Source organism: Pantoea sp. XAF26B01_ASV70 (genome assembly GCF_054512635.1).
Genome location: NZ_CM137251.1, coordinates 721,137 through 740,817, shown reverse-complemented (window position 1 = coordinate 740,817; position 19,681 = coordinate 721,137). Strand labels below are relative to the sequence as shown.

The 19,681-nt window shown below is 48.0% G+C and carries 21 protein-coding genes; 16 read left to right on the top strand and 5 right to left on the bottom strand.

Features of this window, described 5'->3' with window-relative positions:
• Window position 1 precedes the first annotated feature (1 nt).
• Complete coding sequence (locus tag ACX8ZY_RS03530) at window positions 2-349, top strand: hypothetical protein (RefSeq protein ID WP_459260630.1); 348 nt, start codon at window positions 2-4, stop codon at window positions 347-349.
• Window position 350: 1 nt separating this feature from the next.
• Complete coding sequence (locus ACX8ZY_RS03525; RefSeq protein WP_459260629.1) at window positions 351-1,871, top strand: conjugal transfer protein TraG N-terminal domain-containing protein; 1,521 nt, start codon at window positions 351-353, stop codon at window positions 1,869-1,871.
• A gap of 43 nt (window positions 1,872-1,914) precedes the next feature.
• Here ACX8ZY_RS03525 and ACX8ZY_RS03520 read toward each other — a convergent pair whose 3' ends face one another.
• Window positions 1,915-2,139 carry a hypothetical protein gene (locus ACX8ZY_RS03520; RefSeq protein WP_459260628.1) on the bottom strand — a complete coding sequence of 75 codons (225 nt, stop codon included), beginning with the start codon at window positions 2,137-2,139 and terminating at the stop codon, window positions 1,915-1,917.
• A 235-nt stretch (window positions 2,140-2,374) separates the two neighbouring features.
• On the opposite strand from ACX8ZY_RS03520, the gene ACX8ZY_RS03515 reads away from it, so the two are divergent.
• Window positions 2,375-3,241 carry a hypothetical protein gene (locus ACX8ZY_RS03515; protein ID WP_459260627.1) on the top strand — a complete coding sequence of 289 codons (867 nt, stop codon included), beginning with the start codon at window positions 2,375-2,377 and terminating at the stop codon, window positions 3,239-3,241.
• 977 nt (window positions 3,242-4,218) lie between these two features.
• Window positions 4,219-5,100 (top strand): integrase domain-containing protein, encoded by an 882-nt coding sequence (locus ACX8ZY_RS03510; protein ID WP_459260626.1) that lies wholly within the window; start codon window positions 4,219-4,221, stop codon window positions 5,098-5,100.
• Window positions 5,101-5,107: 7 nt separating this feature from the next.
• Here the strand turns inward: ACX8ZY_RS03510 and ACX8ZY_RS03505 are convergent, their stop codons facing one another.
• Window positions 5,108-5,662, bottom strand: coding sequence for a hypothetical protein (locus ACX8ZY_RS03505; protein ID WP_459260625.1), 555 nt, complete (start codon window positions 5,660-5,662; stop codon window positions 5,108-5,110).
• Between the two features lie 429 nt (window positions 5,663-6,091).
• On the opposite strand from ACX8ZY_RS03505, the gene ACX8ZY_RS03500 reads away from it, so the two are divergent.
• The 12 genes from ACX8ZY_RS03500 to ACX8ZY_RS03445 all read left to right on the top strand — a co-directional run bounded on the left by ACX8ZY_RS03500 (window position 6,092) and on the right by ACX8ZY_RS03445 (window position 16,613).
• Window positions 6,092-6,508: a hypothetical protein gene (locus ACX8ZY_RS03500; protein WP_459260624.1), complete on the top strand. Its 417-nt coding sequence runs from the start codon at window positions 6,092-6,094 to the stop codon at window positions 6,506-6,508.
• Between the two features lie 88 nt (window positions 6,509-6,596).
• Window positions 6,597-6,971, top strand: coding sequence for a hypothetical protein (locus tag ACX8ZY_RS03495; protein WP_459260623.1), 375 nt, complete (start codon window positions 6,597-6,599; stop codon window positions 6,969-6,971).
• Between the two features lie 204 nt (window positions 6,972-7,175).
• Complete coding sequence (locus ACX8ZY_RS03490) at window positions 7,176-7,484, top strand: hypothetical protein (RefSeq protein WP_459260622.1); 309 nt, start codon at window positions 7,176-7,178, stop codon at window positions 7,482-7,484.
• Window positions 7,485-7,556: 72 nt separating this feature from the next.
• A complete protein-coding gene (locus tag ACX8ZY_RS03485) occupies window positions 7,557-8,168 on the top strand; it encodes a hypothetical protein (protein ID WP_459260621.1) in 612 nt (203 codons plus the stop codon).
• A gap of 69 nt (window positions 8,169-8,237) precedes the next feature.
• Complete coding sequence (locus ACX8ZY_RS03480; RefSeq protein WP_459260620.1) at window positions 8,238-9,218, top strand: ArdC family protein; 981 nt, start codon at window positions 8,238-8,240, stop codon at window positions 9,216-9,218.
• A 93-nt stretch (window positions 9,219-9,311) separates the two neighbouring features.
• Window positions 9,312-10,259: a DUF1281 domain-containing protein gene (locus ACX8ZY_RS03475; RefSeq protein WP_459260619.1), complete on the top strand. Its 948-nt coding sequence runs from the start codon at window positions 9,312-9,314 to the stop codon at window positions 10,257-10,259.
• Between the two features lie 130 nt (window positions 10,260-10,389).
• Window positions 10,390-11,097 carry a DNA methyltransferase family protein gene (locus tag ACX8ZY_RS03470; RefSeq protein WP_459260618.1) on the top strand — a complete coding sequence of 236 codons (708 nt, stop codon included), beginning with the start codon at window positions 10,390-10,392 and terminating at the stop codon, window positions 11,095-11,097.
• A 285-nt stretch (window positions 11,098-11,382) separates the two neighbouring features.
• Entirely contained in the window at window positions 11,383-11,808 is a 426-nt protein-coding gene (gene umuD / locus ACX8ZY_RS03465) for a translesion error-prone DNA polymerase V autoproteolytic subunit (protein WP_069025716.1), read from the top strand.
• Window positions 11,808-13,070, top strand: a complete 1,263-nt coding sequence (gene umuC / locus ACX8ZY_RS03460; RefSeq protein WP_459260617.1) for a translesion error-prone DNA polymerase V subunit UmuC — start codon at window positions 11,808-11,810, stop codon at window positions 13,068-13,070. The genes umuD and umuC overlap by 1 nt, the downstream gene beginning before the upstream one ends.
• 264 nt (window positions 13,071-13,334) lie before the next feature.
• The gene (locus tag ACX8ZY_RS03455) at window positions 13,335-14,555 is read left to right on the top strand and encodes a hypothetical protein (RefSeq protein WP_459260616.1); all 1,221 of its coding nucleotides are present in this window, start codon (window positions 13,335-13,337) and stop codon (window positions 14,553-14,555) included.
• A 185-nt stretch (window positions 14,556-14,740) separates the two neighbouring features.
• Complete coding sequence (locus ACX8ZY_RS03450; protein WP_459260615.1) at window positions 14,741-15,844, top strand: DUF262 domain-containing protein; 1,104 nt, start codon at window positions 14,741-14,743, stop codon at window positions 15,842-15,844.
• Window positions 15,845-15,863: 19 nt separating this feature from the next.
• Complete coding sequence (locus ACX8ZY_RS03445; protein ID WP_459260614.1) at window positions 15,864-16,613, top strand: HEPN domain-containing protein; 750 nt, start codon at window positions 15,864-15,866, stop codon at window positions 16,611-16,613.
• 92 nt (window positions 16,614-16,705) lie between these two features.
• Here the strand turns inward: ACX8ZY_RS03445 and ACX8ZY_RS03440 are convergent, their stop codons facing one another.
• From ACX8ZY_RS03440 to ACX8ZY_RS03430, 3 genes are all read right to left on the bottom strand, one after another.
• The gene (locus ACX8ZY_RS03440; RefSeq protein WP_459260613.1) at window positions 16,706-17,254 is read right to left on the bottom strand and encodes an LptM family lipoprotein; all 549 of its coding nucleotides are present in this window, start codon (window positions 17,252-17,254) and stop codon (window positions 16,706-16,708) included.
• Between the two features lie 47 nt (window positions 17,255-17,301).
• Entirely contained in the window at window positions 17,302-18,507 is a 1,206-nt protein-coding gene (locus tag ACX8ZY_RS03435) for a conjugal transfer protein TraF (RefSeq protein WP_459260612.1), read from the bottom strand.
• 95 nt (window positions 18,508-18,602) lie between these two features.
• On the bottom strand, window positions 18,603-19,592 hold the full coding sequence (locus ACX8ZY_RS03430) for a conjugal transfer protein TraE (protein WP_459260611.1): 990 nt from the start codon (window positions 19,590-19,592) through the stop codon (window positions 18,603-18,605).
• Between the last annotated feature and the right edge of the window lie 89 nt (window positions 19,593-19,681).

The window sequence follows — 19,681 nt, the reverse complement described above, 5'->3', positions numbered from 1 at the left end:
CATGAAACGCAGACTCCTGATCGGCCTGACCGGCCGCATTCTTCTGATATTCCTCAGTACCGTCGTGGCTATGGGCGCGATATTTGGCCTGGCATCGGTGTTCATGGCATACGACCCCGATGGCCATCTTATTCAGAAGTGGCTCTACGACAGCCGGTGGGACATGTTTGCCTGGCGACTGTGCATGTACGTGTGCATCGCCTGTATCTGGATTATGAATCTCCGGCCGCGCCTGCTGAAGCGCTGGCCGGAAGCCGCTGTACGCCTGCCCCGTACTGAGCTGCTTGTCGTCATCTATGCCCTGGTCACAGAGTACGTGGCCTGGTCTAACGCGGTTCAGGGAGGCTGAAATGACGGCGAACAGTTACCTGGAATACTTCCTCATTCTTTTTGGCTGGGTGCTCAATAACTCAATGTGGGGCATCCTCAGCAGCACCGGCCTGTTTGCGCTGCCGCTGGTTTTTAAGGTCCTTGGCGTGTGGCTGAAGGTCCGGGAGGAAGGTGCCGATGAGGGAAACAAAGGTGTTCTGGCGCTGCCGCGCATCGAGCACGCCATCTATGTCTCGTTTCTGATCATGCTGTTCTGCTGCGTTCCGCTGCTGCCGGTGGATATCAGCACCATCAAGTTTGACGATTCGCGGGCGAAACAGTGCGGCTTCAGCGTGCCCACGCCCCAGAACTCTGGCTATAAAGGGCTGGTCAACGACTTCGACGGGCGTACGGCCGAAGTGCCAATCTGGTGGTATCTGCTGCATGCGATGTCGAAAGGCACCACGCAGGCAATGATTGCGTCCATTCCCTGCGGCACGCAGCTGCGGCAGCTGCGCTTTGACGTTCAGAACACTAAACTGCGCGACCCGGTGGTGCTGCAGGAGGTGCAGGACTTCGCAAACCAGTGCTACTCCCGGGCCTATTTTAAGCTGAAGAACAGCAACAGCCAGTTGAGCGATGCCACCATCAACTCGGTTGGCTGGATTGGCAGCGACTATTTTCTCAAAACCTCGGGCTATTACGACACGTATACAGCCATGACGCCCCGCAGACGGTGGCCATACAGCAGCAGCCGGGACAGCGGCTATCCGGATACGGGCCAGGGCGGATATCCGACGTGCAAAACCTGGTGGTCAGACAGCACTAACGGACTGCGCAAGCGTGTACTGGCCAGCATCAGCGACTCGACCAGAACCGAGCTTCAGCGCCAGTTCCCGGGCACACAGTGGGAAGAGCCGGCACTGCGCTGGCTGGTGAGCCCCAGCAACGCAGAAATTTCAGGCAGCGGTGTCACCTATATGTCCGGCAGTGCGGACACAACGAGTGGTATCGGAGGGAGCCTTTCGCGGTTTGCGTCTACTGTCGGGCTGGGCATGAAGCAGGTTGAGGCGCTGCCCGGCTTTGATGCGCTCAAGCAGGCGCTGCCTATGATCCAGGCGCTGCTTCAGATGATGATAATCATCGTCATCCCCGTGCTGATGATGTTCAGCGCCTATGAGCCAAAGACGGTAGTAACGATTTCGTTTGCGCTGTTTGCGCTGCAGTTCATTACGTTCTGGTGGGCGCTGGCGGGCTGGCTGGATGACAGACTGATCACCATCCTTTACTCAAACCTGGCTGAAGGGGGACTGGCTTCGGGGCAGCCTATTGCAGACTTCCTGAGTTCTCCGCGTGACGGCTGGATCATGAACCTGGTACTGGGGATGATGTATGTGGTGTTTCCGGCGTTCTGGGTAGGTATGTTAGGTTGGGTGGGTGTGCAATTAGGGGCTGCTATATCTTCAGCTATGGAAAAAGGGTCTGTTCAGTCTAAACAGGCAGGAGAACAAGCAGGAAAAGCAGTGCAAGACGCAGCAACATCACAAATCAAAAAGATTTAGAACTGCCTAACTAGTACTGGATTTGAGTGAACATTATCCAGTACTAGTCATCCTCACTGTAATACATTTTCTCACCATTTACATAATTGCCCCAGCCTTGACTACCCAAAGTGTAGCCATTCTCTTTAGAAACAGAATGGTGCTTCTCGCGGGCCCCTTTCATATGGCTAAGTACAGAAAAAGTAGCCCGTACTGAATCTTTCAAATCCTCACTAAAGCTCCGGCCATTCTCGTACTTATCAAGCTCATCATTCCAGTCACTGGCCATGAAGTCTGCCTCCGATACTATTGTATGCGTCCAATCTCAGATTACTTTAAAGACAGCTAAATTGGCAAGTTTTTGTACAACTCTCGGCACTTGGGTTTTTAAGGCTAATCAGGTGAAATCATTTCCCTTAGAGCTAAGCCAGTTTTGCAATTGATTACAAAATTTATCTGGCGCGAAGCAAGCTGAATAATTTAAATAAAAGCGGATTTATCGTTTGAAACAGACTGGAATGAAAATGAGATCATTTAAAACTTTTGAACTTGATAGAAGCCTGATTAACTCAAGAGTTCGGATAAAAAACGAAATCCTTTCTGCTTGCATTGGCTATGGGAGTAAAGATCAGCAATATAAATTCATCACAGGCTTTTGTGACCAAAAAAGAAACGGATATGCAATTTTAGTTGAGTTTATTTCAATTTTATTTGATTACCTTAAACTACCCATTCAAAATGACAGGATATATTCATGGTACAGGAATGATAGCAATGTTAAAGGTTTGATAGAATCTCTCAGTAAGTCACAATTAAGCGAAATCATTACCGAGTTAAATGAAGTTTACGAAAATACACAGAGTCTTTTAAACTCTGCAGGAGTTACTCATGTTAACTTAAGGCGCGAGATCCCCCCCAAAGGGATATCACACCACATAAGTAAAAGAGTCAGAATATCGCAATTCGGAATTGACAGAATGAGCTATGATAGCTTGCTGATGCTTTATAAAGCATCAGCAAATATTCTCGGTTACGAAACAATACCTTTATACATGGATGTTGCAAACTCTTTCACCGACACTAACAAGAAAGGCGGTTACGGCTCTATATCTCTGAATTTCAATATACCGATAGAAGATGTATTGTATTCTTACCTTACTCTCCCAGGCAATCAGATGGAAGGCGAGGAATGGGTTGCAATTAATCGCTCTTCTACTGGCATTATTGAATTTCCTGTTTCAAACATTACCATTGATGACAAAACAGTCGAATCCTTTTATGAAGATGCCTGTAGTCATCTAAGTGCTGAATGTGCAAAGCAATTATTCGATTTAGAGTACTCAAAAACATGGGGGAACGTGCCACATTTACCCTCACGCTTTCTATCTTAAAATCCAAAAACCTGAAGTCCTTAGTGTAAGGGATCTTTTAACGGTTTGCCTTCAGGGCTGTTCCCGTATTTTTCCCCACATGCATCTATAACATTTAGCTTGTAAATGGATCTCATAACGATCTAACATTCCGGTCGTTGTACCGTTGCTTTAGCAACACGCCAATGTCCCGGCAATCTGAGAGGGGCGCCTTCGGGTGATTGCACTGCCAAAACCGTCATGACCTGAGAGACGGAGCCTTCGGGCGGTAACTTCGTTTAACCTTTGAGAACGAAGATCGCGTTGCGATAAAGGTCCTTTCTTTTACAAAGCCATTCCTGGCATTTTCTGATTACGGTTTCGGCCGTATCGCTTTCACTTTTCTGTACGCATTGACGCTGAAGGGCTGCTGCGAACTTTGCAACGCGGGTATGACCATTTGGAACATTTGGGCATCTTCCACGTTTGCATTGAAAGCAGAGGAGCGCGGCGTCACTTGTGTACGAGTGAAACGAGTACCAAGTGACGCGCGCAGCGCATTACGGTCAGCGCTTACGCACTGTACCTTCAACGTCGGTTTTACCAACTGACCAACACGTATTAAAGGATTTCTGACGTCCTAAAGACGTTTTTCCTCTCATTACTGATCCACTTTCAACCTATCGTTCATTTACTTTTAGAAGCATTGAACGCCACTTAAATAAGGAGAAATCGGCACGACATTGATGGCGACACCAGACAGCTGGTGTGTGGAGGCAGACTGATTCATTTCAGCCCGGCGAAAGTCGCGAACAGGTCAGAGACCTGGGGAGCCTTGCAATAACTCAACATTTCGCCGCCCCGATGCACAAATGTCTGCCGAGACGCAGGAAGCGCAAAATGAACCGTGCCGTCGGGGTGAAATTCCATCGTCTGTTACCGCTGTGCAGCCGGTGACAGAACTTTTCCGTTCACACGGACGGAAAAGTTCTGTCACCTCATTGAATGGAGAGTGGTCTGTGGCAAAGCTGAATAAAAATTTAAAAACCCTTGCCCGCCAGGCGGGCGGAAGTTTCAAAACTGTATCTGACCGTACAAAAATTGCTAACCGGTTTGCTGACAGAATGATCAGTCTTAACATTCAAATTAGGGACATTAAAAACATAAAGACAAATCACATAGAAATTTATATTCGAAGCCGTCTGGCAGAAAATATATCCAAACGTACGCTACAAAATGAAATGGCGGCGATACGTGCAATGCTGCGTGTATCCGGTAAAACCTTCATGGCTGATCCAGCTCATCCGAAGTTGAACAATGATGCTTTGAATATCTCAGGAACCAGCCGCGACGGAACTAAAGTTGCAATAACTGATGACTATTTCATGCAGGCTTTTGAATCAGTTAGTGAAAAGGATGAGGGCGTCGCCTGCGCAATGAAACTTTCACGGCTTCTAGGTTTGAGAACGGAAGAAACGGTTCAGTCTGTAAAATCACTTCAGACCTGGAAAAAAGCGCTGCAGAATGGAGATGAAAAGGTTCGCGTTGTTTTCGGTACGAAAGGAGGACGGCCGAGAGATACCACAATAATAAACCGAACTGAAACTATTGAAGCCATTAACAGAGCAATAACTTATTGTGCTGAAAATAATGGAAAACTTATCGATAAACCCTCAATTCATCTGGCAATTGAACGATACAGGAATATCGTACGTGAAGCGGGACTTGTTGGCGAGTTTGCTCCTCATAGTCTTAGATACGCTTATACAAAGGATGTTCTTCAATTCCATAAGGACAGAGGTTTTAGTCAGAAAGAGGCTGAGGCCCTCACCTCGATGGATTTAGGCCACGGTGATGGTAGAGGGCACTATGTAGCTCGGGTATATAACAAAACTAATTAAATCAATTTCAAATAAAGTGCTTCAGAGCTATTAGAAACGCTTGCTTAGAAAGCCAGCCTGCAACGCTGGTCAGTGCTGAATAGTCGCCTTGCGTATTAATGCCTTCAATATATTCCGCTATATCGCGACGCAAAGCCTCGACAATCAAATGTTCATCATCGACTTGATCATCGATGCACCTGAAGTTGATATCATCAATTTTATCATCAGTTACGCGAAAGAAAACTATGCATGGCATTTCAATCTGTTCTTCAACGCCCAAGGCCTCAATGAAACGCTTATTAAAAGCTTTTGCGTTCGGCTCAACTGCCGCAGAATGCAGGTAAAAAAGTGTCATGTCTTTACCGGTCTCCGCGTTAAGTATTTCAAATCCCCTTGCTGATTTGAGGGCTCTCCTAACAGGGCCGTGCTCCATGTCATAAAAAATAAATGCAAAGGCCTTTGCACGTTTCTCCCTCATGTGCTCTTTGCAGATAGTATCAAAAGTCCTTACGAACTCGCTGTATCCCATGCCCGTCGCCCGAGCCCCTTTAACTTTTGAGTCTAAAAAGACCGTAAACATAAGTTCCCTCGCTTATTAACTATTGGTCCTGTGATATCATATATTTTAGGATAACTTATATGTTTCCGATGTCCGTTTTAATCCTAACCTGAAAATCTTTTTTGGACTTGCCGGGACATAAATCATCCAGTAGGATATCCATGCTAACCGTTGTCATCACGACAACTGCCAATGTTCCGGTGATTTGAGAGGAACGCCTTAGGGTAATCACATGCCAATGTCATCACTACCTGAGAGATGACGCTTTCGGGCGGTAACAAATCTGTTTAACCTTTGAAAACAGAGACCCCTGCGGTTAAGGTCCTTTTCTACTTCGCACCACACTCCCATACACCTGTTTTACTCATCTGGCATTCTGTGCCTGATTCTCACTCCTGAGGGATACTTTCCCTCCGGGACGGTTCCCTTTTTTCATAAGGAATCGTACCGATGCATTACACCAGGATGATCAACCCTCTCACGTTACTTAATTGTGATTCGCCAGCTTCGGCAAAAATCATGGTGGATTACGTAAAAACTCAGCTTAACGTACGTCTGGATTACAGACTCATGGTCGATGCAGATCCACAGGTTCCTGCTGACGGCCTTCCTGACTACCTGACTTTTCTGAGACATGTCGCGCATACAGTTGGTTTTGCAACTGAGCATGGCTACATCAGACATGCCTTTATCGAGGAGGCAGTGAACGAGCTCACTCTTCTGGGGACGGCAGTTCACAGTCGTCACTGGAATGGGGCTTTTCAGCAGGGCGTTATCAGTTCCCGGGAGGACACAGAGCTGGACAACGCTATAGAGCAATCGCGCGCAGAGTTTTATCAGAGTGCTGATGCTTATGACATCGACTGACCGCCTTATTAACCGAACAGTTTCTCACCCTAACGGGACTTCTGTCCCCGTCAGGGGCAGGGTTCCTCAATTCTTTAAGGAATCCTTTATGAACGCATTAACGCTTACCGAAGATTTTCAAATCAGTGCCGGCGAACGTAACGCTTACAAAGTCGCACTGGCCAGAGCTGAAGGTGACCTGCTGATTATTGCAGCGCATCGCCGCCTTGGACTTAACACCAGTACCGATGAAGACGGATTTCCATACTACGTCTGGGAAATGGCTGACGTTGCCCGGGACCTGGCGGAACTGTCTGTACGTCAACTCGTGCCAGCATCCTGGCAGCCTTTCTTTGAAGGCCTCTGCCTCATGGCCAGAAACATTGATGAAGCAGCCTGGACGTTTTTTTTCGGCGGTGCCGTTCAGGACGAAGAGGGGCTGATGCACGAAGAACGTGAATGCCAGCGTTATGGCGAATGCTGAACGGACTGCTGTCTGTTTTACCCTTGCGGGGATTTGTCTTCCTGCGGAGACAAATCCTCCTTTCATCTGAAGAGGATTACCTTCATTTGGGTTAACTGTTAACCATCGGCCTGCGTCAGTTTCTGACAAAGGCTCTAACCCGCGCGGGGACAACCTCCCCGCCACAGCGGCGATGGTTTCTCCGCGCTTAATCAGGAGAAAACCATGAGCAGTATAATGCTTTCACTTATCACCCGCCTTTCTGGCGCACTCAACCGGCTTGCCGGCGCTCTGCAGCAACAGCAGGCCGAGTGGTTTACCAACCGCAGCGGCCGCTGCAGCTTTAAGGCAGACGTCGTGCCGACAGAGAACGGGTTCATGCCCGTCATCTCCCGTCGCACCGGCTTCACCCCACGCGACTGGCGTGTTGACCAGTTGCCGGGTGCCGGTACTTACGCAACAGCCCGTAAAGCCCTCAGGGCCGGACGGCTGCTGGCGCAGCAGATGGCGGAGCTTCGCTACCGTTTTGACTGATGGTAACTGAATGACACTTCCCGGAGGGGCTTCCCCTCCCGGGGAGGTCACCTCCTTTTTAAAGGAGCTCTTATGATCCGTTTTACGTCTACCGAACTGCGCCCGCTGCTGACACAGAATCAGGGCAAGGGACGTCCGCTGATACTCGAAAAGAATCTGGGAATTTACATCCGGGTGCCGGATGACAATGGCTGCGCGGAATGGCTGAAAGCCAGTGCTGCCGGCTGCAACCCTGCCACGGATTCTGACTGGTCAGCACTGTGCGATAAGTTAATACCTGAGAGGGAGTTTTCTTTCACCACATTCCTGGACCACAAAATATACGATGCCGTGCTGAACGAGCATCACGATTTGTACCTGAAGCCCGGAATTCATCAGGTGACTAAATCGCTGACCATTTACAAAGAAACCCAGCCACCACTGAAAGAGTATTTACCGGTTGCGGAATACCGCGATCAAGTACAGTGGCTTAGCGAGCAGTCCCGCCTGCATCTTCGCGCCTGCGTGTGCAACGCAGAACGTCTCAGCTGGCGTTCGCAGGCACTGAAGGTTCTCGACAGGGTTATCCGCCTCGATTCTAAGCGTGCTAAACCTGAAGATCGTAAGCGGTTTGACAGCGCCATATATAACGTCAAATCAGATATTGACTCAATTATGCTCGACGGTTCAGTACGTCGTTACTGATTTTCCCACTCCCCGGTGGTGCATTGTCCGCCACCGGGACAGATGCGCCGTTTTTCAGAGACGCATCTCATGAAGAAAAAAACAGCCGGCCGTAAGGCCACAACGGAACAACAGACTGACCTTTATCAGCAGGTCACCGACAAAATCATCATCGCACTGGAAAACGGTGTGCCGCCCTGGCGTCGGCCATGGCGATCGGCGCAGAAGGTTTACGGCGGCGGCTTGCCGGTTAATGCCGTCACGGGCAGGTACTACAGCGGCGTCAACGTGCCGCTACTGTGGATGGCTGCAGAGGAGGCAGGTTACGGAGCCGATCGCTGGCTGACGTATCAGCAGGCTAAGGCTGCCGGCGGACAGGTCAGAAAAGGCGAGCGGAGCGCGATGGCCATCATCTTCAAACCGTTCGAAAAGCAGCTCCGCGACGGCAATGACAGTCCGGTATTCAGGGACGGCGTGCCGGTGATGGAAAAGCTGGCCATGATGAAGCCGCTGCAGCTGTTCAACGTTGCGCAGTGTGAAGGGCTTCCCGATAAAGTGTATGCACTCACGGTGAAGCAACCTGACAGTGACGCTGAGGGATTCTCAACTGAGCAGCAGCAACAGGTTCTGGAAATCCTCAACGCAACCGGGGTGAAGTGCTCTTCTCACCGGCAGAACCGGGCGTATTACAGCCCGGGGGCAGATCGAATTGTGTTGCCTGCAACCTCACAGTTTCGTTCACCTGAAGACTACTGGTCCACGCTGCTGCACGAGCTGGTGCACGCGACCGGCCACCGCAGCCGCCTTGATCGTGAGGGAATAACCTCCTCATCAAGAGAGTTCGGTGATCCCGTATACGCCTTTGAGGAACTGATAGCGGAAACCGGCAGCGCGTTTCTTTGTGCGCATCTCGGCATTTTTGGTGAGGTGCAGCACGAGAGCTACCTGAACGGCTGGCTCAGCGTTTTACGTAACGACAAAAAAGCGTTCTTTCGTGCCTGCCGGCTTGCCCGGGAAGCGTCGGAATATCTGCTGAAGCCGCCGGGTGAAACCCGCACTGAAGCAGCGTAATTAACCCCGGCGACGTCAGTCGCCATCATCCCCCTGAGGGCATCTTCCTCAGGGAGATGCCCTCTTTTTTAAACGCAAAAGAGGAGTACAACGATGTTTTCATGGTGCAAAAACCGTCTGGAAATTACCGGCAAGTCTGTCTGCATCGATATCATGCAGTCCTGGATTGCCGGCACGGAAGTGCCGCTTTACCGCCACGCCATACGGCAGGCCATAAAGCTGTTTCTCGCCGGCTGTGCAGGCATACTCAAACCCGTTAAGGCAACGGAATACCGTGCTTATCCGGAGCTGATTTCATCAGGCACCGGAGGCAGCACATCACCGAACCAGGCATTTCAGCATTTTCTGGAGCTGCTTGAGAAGGACGCCTGGCTTGACGGAACAACGCTCTCGCGAATGGACAAAATCTGGGTCCAGTCGGGCATCGGTGACATCAAATGGGAGGCAATCCCGTTTGCTGCACGCCAGACCATCACCCGGCTTATGGCTGTCCATTACGCCGACTGGTTTGGCGTCGCCTCAGCGGGCGGTCAGTTTGACCCGCAGGAGCGCTGGGAGTGGCTCAGTATAATGCCGGACACCACCTGTCCGTGCGACATGCTGATGGTGATGCCGTCACGTCTGGCCACCGAGATTAACGGGGAAAGTGGCCTTTTCTGTGGTCTTAACACCACGTCAGAACTCTATATCCAGCTTTACGGGACGGAGTTTCCTGCGGGGCACCGGTCGGAGTGTAGCCGTGACGATATCGGTTCGCTGATACTGACGTTCTCCTCTCCCTGGTATCCGCCGTCGGCGGAAGTCATGGGGCAGATGTCGCAGAAGTTTGACTGTGAAATCCGTCACTACTGGATCTCTCCGGATGCCGGCACGTCGGGTTATCACTGTTTTGACAGCGGTGACCACGTCGACAGCGGACCTTATCCGGAGGAGGACTTGCAGTATCAGGTGAGTGAAGGGGCAAGGCTGTATCAGTTCAGTGCTGAAGCAGCTGCGCCGGCCGCCACTGCCGTTGCACACTACGCCGGCGTTCGTGGTTAACTACCGACAGATCCTAATCACAGGTCTGTCAGACAATGGTCACAGCATCTGCTGTGGCCGCTTTTTTCACCCGAAGGGGGAACATCGTTTCCCTTACGGGGCGTGTTCCCTTTTTTTCAGGAAAACACGCATGAGCGTCCGCATCGACAACGAGAAAGAATTTATCTCACTCTTTAACTCCATCGCCCGTGGCACCCGGCGTATCCAGGTGTTTACAGACTTCATCAGCTGCAGTGTGATCGCCATTCAGAATGGCCTGCATTTCTGTGAGAAGCGCGAACAGAAATATATGGCCATCGTGGGCAAATACAAAAAAGAGGACGTTTCATCGATGGCCAGACTGCTGGCATACGTGGTGAACGGACTGGAAGAAAAAACCTGTGACTTTCTCGGGCGCATTTACATGCTGCTTGAACTGGGTGACAAAGACAAAGAACAGTACTTCACCCCGTGGAGCGTGGCGCTGATGATGGCGCAACTGCAGTTCGGCGCGCAACTCAGCAATCCTGAAGAGGTTTTCAGAGACAAGCCGTTTATCACTTTTGCTGAACCGGCCTGCGGCTCAGGAGCTATGACGCTGGCATTCGCCAGCACGCTCAGGAATGCCGGTTATTCGCCACACCGCTATCTATGGGTGTCTGTTACCGATATCGATCCGCTGGCGGCGGGCATGGCCTATATCCAGCTTTCACTCTGCGGCATACCCGGTGAGGTTGTAATCGGGAATGCCCTGTGTGACGAACGGCGGCGGGTACTGCTGACGCCGGTGCATTACTGGAACGGATGGTCAGCACGTCTGCGTGCGCACTCTGGCATCAGGGCTGACGCAGCAGCGTGAAATGACATGATCCCATTAACGAACACTGAACAGAAGGAAAGACATATTTCTCAACATCTGAGGCCGGGTAACCGGCCTTTTTTTATCTTTATTTTGCGGGTATTGAGACGCTTGATTACCTGTAAAGGGCCAATTATTCCGACGCTGTTAACACTTTCGGTCTGGATGTGGTTTATTTTTACAGTATTCAATGAGTTACACCGAAGGTGACTGAGTGCGATTGACTGCCCTGGAATCTCTGGATAATACTGTATGCATAAACAGTAGATTAGGAGGTGCCATGACATGCTCACTTTATACAAATTCCCGCTATCCCCGATCTCGATAGCTGCACCACTTTTCCTCGAAAACTGTCAGGCTGGTTTTCCCAGCCCTGCTCAGGATTATGTTGAACGCGAGTTAGACCTCAACGAATATTGTGTAATGCGCCCTGCAGCGACGTTTTTTGTCCGCGCCTCTGGCCAGTCTATGACGGACATTGGCCTTAACAGTGGTGACTTAATGGTGGTAGATAAGGCCGAATCTCCCCGGCACGGCGACATTGTCATTGCTGAGATTGAAGGCGAATTTACCGTAAAACGCCTGCTGCTCCGCCCCAGGCTGACGCTCCAGCCCATGAATCCTTCCTTCTCCCCTATATACCCAGATCCGGAAACGCTCCAGATTTTCGGCGTGGTCACCTCATTTATTCATAAAACCCGGGGTGAGTGATGTTCGCAATAGTGGACGTCAATAGCTTCTATGCGAGCTGTGAAAAAGTCTTCAGACCTGATTTGCGCAACCAGGCAGTGGTTGTTCTGAGTAATAACGATGGTTGCGTCATCGCACGCAGTGCCGAAAGTAAAAAACATGTCCGTATGGGCGAACCCTGGTTTAAAATCAAAAACGAAAATTTCCCAGTTAAAATTCATGCCTTTAGCTCTAATTATGCGTTATACGCATCGATGTCGAACAGGGTAATGAGCGTTTTAGAAGCTCTGTCACCTCGCGTAGAACAGTATTCGATTGATGAGATGTTTCTGGACGTCCGTGGAATCGATTTTTGCACGGACTTCGAGACATTTGGTCGCGAAGTCCGTTGCAGTGTGCGTGAGCACACCGGCCTTACGGTCGGCGTTGGGGTTGGTAAAACCAAAACGCTAGCAAAATCAGCCCAGTGGAGCAGCAAAGAGTGGCCTCAGTTTGGCGGCGTCCTGGCCATCACATCGCACGTCCGTGCAGAGAAGATGCTTGCCCGCCAGCCCGTTGAGGAGGTCTGGGGAGTAGGCAGACGCATTGCCAAAAAACTGAACGGAATGGGTATTACAACCGCACTGGAGCTCTCCCGCGCCAATCCTGCAATGATCCGTAAACACTTCAGCGTAGTACTGGAGAGGACGGTGCGTGAGCTGAACGGCGAGAGCTGTATCAGTCTGGAAGAGGCGCCGCCGGCAAAGCAGCAGATCGTGTGCTCCCGTTCGTTTGGCGAAAGGGTCACGGAGTATGAACACATAAGACAGGCGATCTGTCAGCATGCCGAGCGGGCGGCCGCTAAATTGAGGGGGGAGAAACAATACTGCAGACAGGTTTGTGCATTCATTAAAACCTCGCCTTTTTCGCCCGGAGAGGCTTACTACGGAAATCTGGCTTCAGAGACACTGATGTCACCCTGTCAGGATTCCAGGGACATTATTGAAGCTGCGATGAGAGCGCTTGATCGAGTGTGGATAAACGGCCACCGTTATGCCAAAGCAGGCGTTATGCTGAACGATTTCACGCCTTCAGGAGTTGCTCAGCTCAATCTCTTTGATGAAGTTCAACCCAGAGCCAACAGCAAGCCTCTGATGCAGGTGATTGACCATATTAATCAGACTGGCATAGGGAATATCTGGTTTGCTGGTCGAGGAATAGCGCCAACATGGCAGATGAAGCGTGAGATGCTATCACCAGCATACACCACTCGATGGAGTGACGTACCTTCTGCAAAATTATGAAATAATTTTTATCATTTATAGCTAAGTTTGATTGAGTTTTTTAGGGAGGCATGTTAAAAAAGTGAGAAATAGGAAGGCTATAATCCCCCACTAATACAAATTCTTAACTGTATATAAATCCAGATGTACATGTGTTAGCGGAAAACATAAAAATTTTAATAATCGAGTTATGAATAGTAAGTGCCTGATATATCCTAGGTATTTCAATTTTTACGAGGCAATAGGATCATATAATCCCACTGCATTTAATTTAAAAAGGAAAGCATGAAAAGACTATTCTTTGAAGAGATTTTAAATTTAAAAGTGGAAATCAATAAGCTTCAGAATGATAAGGATAATGTGGCCATACTAGCTCAATTGCAAGAGACTTTGCTCGATTATCACTGTTGGTTGGAGAAAAAGTATCGCATCAGGAAAGAAAAATTTATAAATCTTCAAAGGATGAAGAAATCTACTGAAAATACAAAAGAAGTATCATTGCTAATCAAATCCGCTATCAAAATAAATAGATATCAGTTGAATGAAATAAAAGAGCTTAAGCTATGGTTAAGGCATATAGGGAACTCAATACCTCACCTTTATTATCACAAGGGCGATTTAAGAGCATACTCTTATTCATTAAATGATGAAAACCTTAAGGAGCTTTCTGGAGATATATTTGGCAAAGATGGGCTTGAGCTTGAGCTGGAGGTTTTTCGTGGTGGAATAGAGCAAGGCTATAAAACTCTGCTAAATGATTTAACAAGTATAATGCGTTATGGTGATGTCACCATCATGGAAAAAGAAATACCTTTTATTATAGAGGTAAAGAAAAGCAGCGCCACTAGTGATAAGGCAGATAAGCAGTTAAAAAATATGAAAGAGATTCAGAAATATCTTTTAGAAGATGTTAGTGAAACAATCAGGGGCGGGGGTTTCATCAATAAAAGGATCGCCATGAGCGAGGATGAAGAAAGTAATAAAGATGCGTTGAATAAGCATTTTTTTAAATCAAAAGAAAAAGGATATGAATTCACTAAAATTGAAGATGGGTTTTATTGCTTTAGTTATTTTCACTCGTCAAATTATAAAGAAAACTTAGATCTCTCAGCATTAGATGGAATGATTAAGCCAACATTTTTCTCTCTTAATAAATTCAAAAATGAAGAGGATCATTCTTTGTTTTATCCATATTCCTTATCAATTGAGGACCCAGTTATCTTTTCGTCATTTATTACTGGCCTTTACTCAATTTATTTTGTTTTTGACAGTCAGATAATTGACGACTCTGCTAATAAATATAATCTTGAGTACGAGTTCATTCCTGAAATTTATGCTATTAAAATGTGGGGGTATGAAGGCGTTAAAGCATACTCGAAAACTTTAATTAAGGCTTTAGTTGAGTTCTCATCTTTTCATTGGGCTGTAAGTCAGATGTTCAATAACTACAGGGTTGCTTTAGAAATGCAAAAAGATATGCAAGAAAACACTATTAAAGACAAATAGAATTTTAGGATGTACAACACAAAAATTGCTTTATCATAACGTATTATTCTGAAGCTTTTTGCCATTGTAAAGCGTCCTTATCAATAACGAAGGTGAGTAATTTATAGTAATCTCATTTATTCTTATACATTTTCATCGAAAGTTCATAAGAATAACGTTAAGATTATCAAGGCATCCATATCATCATGGATAAATTTTATAAATTAATAGGATTGAAAATGAGTGATAATTCTAGTTATGAAATATCTGTAGAGAAAGAAATCGATGAAGAACCATTTGTCGAGTTTGATATCTCAGTTACACCGGTTGATTCAAGCCTATCACTACTTTCTGATCAATTAGAAAATAAGGATATGATCATACCATTTTACCAAAGGAATTTCGTTTGGAAAATAGAGCAAGCTTCTAAACTAATTGAGTCATTTATTATTGGGTTGCCTGTTCCACAAATATTCCTTTATGTCAATGATGATGAGATTCTTGAGGTAATTGACGGTCAGCAAAGGCTTATGTCAATCAAATATTTCATGGATGGTTATTTTGGTGAGACTAAAACAGATAGAAGGCAAGTGTTTCGTTTAAAAGGACTTTCAGAGGCTTCATCACTGAATGGAAAAACGTTTTCAGAGTTATCGAGCAAGGATCAAAGGAAATTAAGAAATGCTACGCTAAGGGCCATTCATATTAAACAACTTTCACCTTCTAGAAGGAATGATTGTGTTTTCCATATTTTTGAAAGGTTAAACACTGGTGGCACACAACTTAAGCCTCAAGAGATCAGGAATGCAGTTTTCAGAGGCGAAATTGTTATGGCTTTACAGGAGTTGAATTCAAGCTATGGATGGATGAAAGCTTTAAAAATAAAAACCAATGATAAACATCAGAGAGACATGGAGTTCGTTCTTCGCATTTTTTCACTTTATAAAAACTGGCAAGATTATGAAAAACCTATGGTTCGTTTTTTAAATGATGCCATGCGTGAAAATAGGGACTTCTCTTCATCAAAAGCTAAGAAGTTTGCAAGCCGTTTTCCTTTAGTAATGAAAGCCATAGCTCAAAATATAGAGGCTCCGTTCAGGCCTAGAGGTGTTGTCAATATGGCGGTAATGGATTCAATAGTGGTCGCATTACTGGAATGTGAAAATTTTGATTTTAGTAAACTCAAAGATACCTATGAAGAAATACTTTCAGATGCAAACTTTCAAAGAACTACAGCAATGTCTACTGCCGATGCCGTGGTTTTGAAAGAGCGTTTCCAAATTGCAAGGGAGTATGTGCAAAGTGCATAAAACTATTATAGGTGATCTTATGAAAGAGTTAGATTTATTCTATGATCAATTAGACAAACTCGCTCCTATTAATGATCCCTCAAAATCGGAAGAAAGGAAAAAATTTGCTATATTTTATGTCGTTTGTGTTGCAGCAACATATGAGAACTGTATTAGGGAAATACTATACGAATACTCAGATTTTTATCATAAGAAATTTTCATTTCAAGTTGAAAAGAAATACGAGCGTTTGAATAGCAAGATTAAATACAATGATCTAAAATCGATCATTGCTAGTTTCGATGGTAATGCGAGATGGTTTGAAGGAAAATGCTCTAAAATAGGGAGGCAATTATCCAAAGACCTACTAAAAGCGTATGACCAAACTTTAGAATGGCGGCATTCAGCTGCGCATGCCAATAAATACCCTACCTCACTGGAGGAGATATATAGAAACCATAGTGTAGTTAAATATGTTATCTATGCATTTGAAGAGGCCTTGTTAGGTTATGTAGGGCAACAACTCCTATCAGAAGCATCTAAGAACGTTCACTTCGCAAAACAAATTAGCATTAGGGTACTCGCCATTTCTTCCTCTGAAAATGAAAAACATATGGAAATTATTGAAAATACAAAAGGGATTATCTCAAGCATTGATAGATTTAAGAAAGATAGACGTATTGCTAGAGTATGCAATAATAAGTCTCTTGAATTACTAACGAAATGTTCCCAATTATTGGATTTAGCAAGAGGGCAGATTAGAACTTTAAGCGCTTTAGGTAATGAATAAAGTATATGTAGCAGCCCAATGTCTCTGGGCTGCTCGATGAATGAGCCTTTTTTATAGGCTTCAAAGAGAATTTAAATTTTCCCGCAAATTTGTTATTCAAACTCACCGCGTGCCGACGCATGAATCTGGGTGAAAAGACGCCTCGTCCAGGTGTCAGTGACGTGCTTCGGATCGGATGAGATATACGTAGATACAATAAGGCTTTCGGATTTAATTCCTGATGCGCCGGCTCCTGTACGGCGAACTTCAATCGTCAGCCTGTCATTTCCCGCCCAGTTTCTGGACATACGATAATAGCTGCCGGGCTCTGCCGACCAGCTGGTGCCTTCAGAAATGGCCGAGGCTGACCAGCCCGCATTCCCCTGTCCGCTGTTGCGCACGGCAGCCACATCCCCGTCTGAGACGAAGCCGAACTTTTCCTTAAGACGCCTCGCCACCGTATCGACCGGTATCAGAACCGGCCCATAGGCATCGCTGATCTGATTGCGTTTTTCCGGCGTGGTCTGGTCTTTTACATCTGAAGGCATTTGATGACCGTCATTCAGCGAACCGAACTGGCCCAGGCCGTTCATGAAGCTGCTGCAGCCGCTGAGCGTGGTCGCCACCACAATGGCAGAGAGAGTAAGGGCTTTTTTTGACATGATATTCTCCGGTTCAGGGGCGGGCTGCACCCGGCAGCCCGTGTGCGTCAGAAAGTGAATGAAAGCTGCGCGGCAGCACCGTAGCTACGGTCTGTACCGGCCATGCCGGTCAGGTCGAGATGCACCACATTGAAAGGTGAAATCCCCACGCCGGCGGTAAGCATGCTCCGATCGCTGTTACGCATGTCTGCACGGTAACCGGCACGCAGCTGCGCCCAGTCCCAGGCATTCAGCTCGGCGCCCACGCCGGCATACTGTGCTTTTTCATCCGAGGCAAAACCGCTTGCCGGAGTCAGGTCAACGTCTGTGGCCAGCGTGACAAAACCGTTGCTCCACGCCGTGCCGGTAGTCGCCTGCGGGCGGATCTGGAAAGTGTCAGTGATGCCGTTGATTTCGCGGGTATTAACGTTACGTGATACAAGGTTTTGTCCGGTCAGTCCGACGGTCCACTCTGGCGTCAGCTGAGCCGCAAAGCCTATATCGACGTTTGCGCCGCTTTCTGAACGCTTCCAGTCACCGCTGCGGAAATCTGACGCGCTGTAATTACCGACGGAAACGTTGTAGTTCCAGGTATCCACGCGCTGGACCTTTGGCGTGATGCCGACAGAAACCGGCGTTTCGCCCAGGGTAAACTGATGCGCAGCGGCGACACCGTATTCCGTGACCAGCGCGGCGACGCCCTGCGCCCGTGAGGTCATCTGGTCAATATCCGTCTGAGTGGGCGAGAAAATGCCGCTCTGTGCCGCATCGAGATAAGCCAGGTCACGCTGTGTGATATCGGTGCGGACTTTCGCCTGTCCCCAGCCCTTTGCCACAAATGCGAAAGGGAGGGTGTCATTCGGAATGGCAATCACCGCAGAAAGCCCGGCACTGGCATGCCCGCTGTCGCCGTCAACGTCCTGCAGGGATTGTTTCAGCGCAGCCGCCTCTCGTGAACTGTTTCCGGTGCCCGCTGACTCGCGGAAGTCGTCAAAGGTGGTTTTTACCCTGTCCAGTCCATCACGCAGGTTATCCGGATCGCTGATTTGTCCCCCCACGCCCGGCAGGATGAGTCCGACGTGGTCACTTCCATCGTGGCGGGTCATCAGCGCGGGGTTGGCCAGCGCAGCGGCCAGATAATTTGAAGAAGCCACGCCCGTTCCCCCCATGGCATCGTTACGCGCCTCGGTCCAGGTGGCTGCGGCATTGACTGACGGCACGGCTGAAACCAGTAATGCCAGGATAATGCTGCGTGTTAACAGTTTTGCTTTCATCAGTTATTTCCTTTTCTTGTTTTTGACAAAGGGGTTTCCCTGGTGCTGATGCACCAAATAAATAAACAGGCTGAGTTTTTATTCTTTAAATACGGTTAACCGAATCTGATGACTTCTTTCAGATAGTCTTCCCACTCAGGTGTAATATGAAACGCCGGGTTTCGTTCCGGTTGCAGTTCCTCCTCGCCCCACATGAATTTTGAGCTGGTTTTTTGCTGGCGCTTAATAATTTCTTCAATGGCAGATAAGACCGGGAGCAGTAATTCAGACCCCTCTCTCAGACTGTCAAATATCCCGCGCGGTAATTTGCGAAATGAAATTTCAGCAATCCTGCCTTTCAGCCGCAGCAATTCGCAGAACGAGATAAAAGCATTTATCTCTGATTCACTGATAACGGAGTGCGGTATCACGCCGGTGAAGTAATTATTTTCAACAGACAGGCCATTAATGTATTTAATCCGGGTCGCTGCGATTAGCATCCCGTCGTCGGGATTAAGCCCTGGCTGACCGGTATCATGCTCTCGCCTGAAAAAACATAAGGACTGAACCGCTGCACCTTTGTGCGGCAGAAGGCATTCAGCAGCCTGCCAGACGTCCCGGAGCGCAATAATCTCCACCGGAGCAATGTCTTCACCGGCGAGCCAGCCGGACTGAACACCGAACCATGATGCAAGCTGCTCCAGTACAGGCAGGGTCAGATGATCGAGCGTGCGCTCACGGTTCTCCAGCACACTCATGCCGATGTTCAGCTCAGATAGCAGTGTGGCCACCTGCGCCACCTCAAGGCCGTGGCGGTCCATCAGGTGCCAGAAGCGCTCATAAACGCGGTTTACCGTGGCTTTGCGGGGCGCTGTCGTTTCAGTAATGACGCCCTCGATGATGACGTTGACCAGCTCAGAGACGGAGATACCGAGGTTGCGTGACACCTGGTGCAGAAACTCCCGCGATGCCGGCCGGAAACGTATGGCCACGGGCGGACTGCCGGTCTTTTTCCCCTCTGCGAACTGCGCCAGCAGCTGCCTCTGCCCGTCGGTCTGCTCAAGGGCGACGCGGGAGAGTATTTCTGTCAGGTTCATACGTTTCATAAAGGCCCTGTTGCTGGATGAATGAGAAAATATTTTGTTAATCTTTTTGTAGCCGGTGTGAATACAGTACCTGGCAGAGCCGGGGGCTG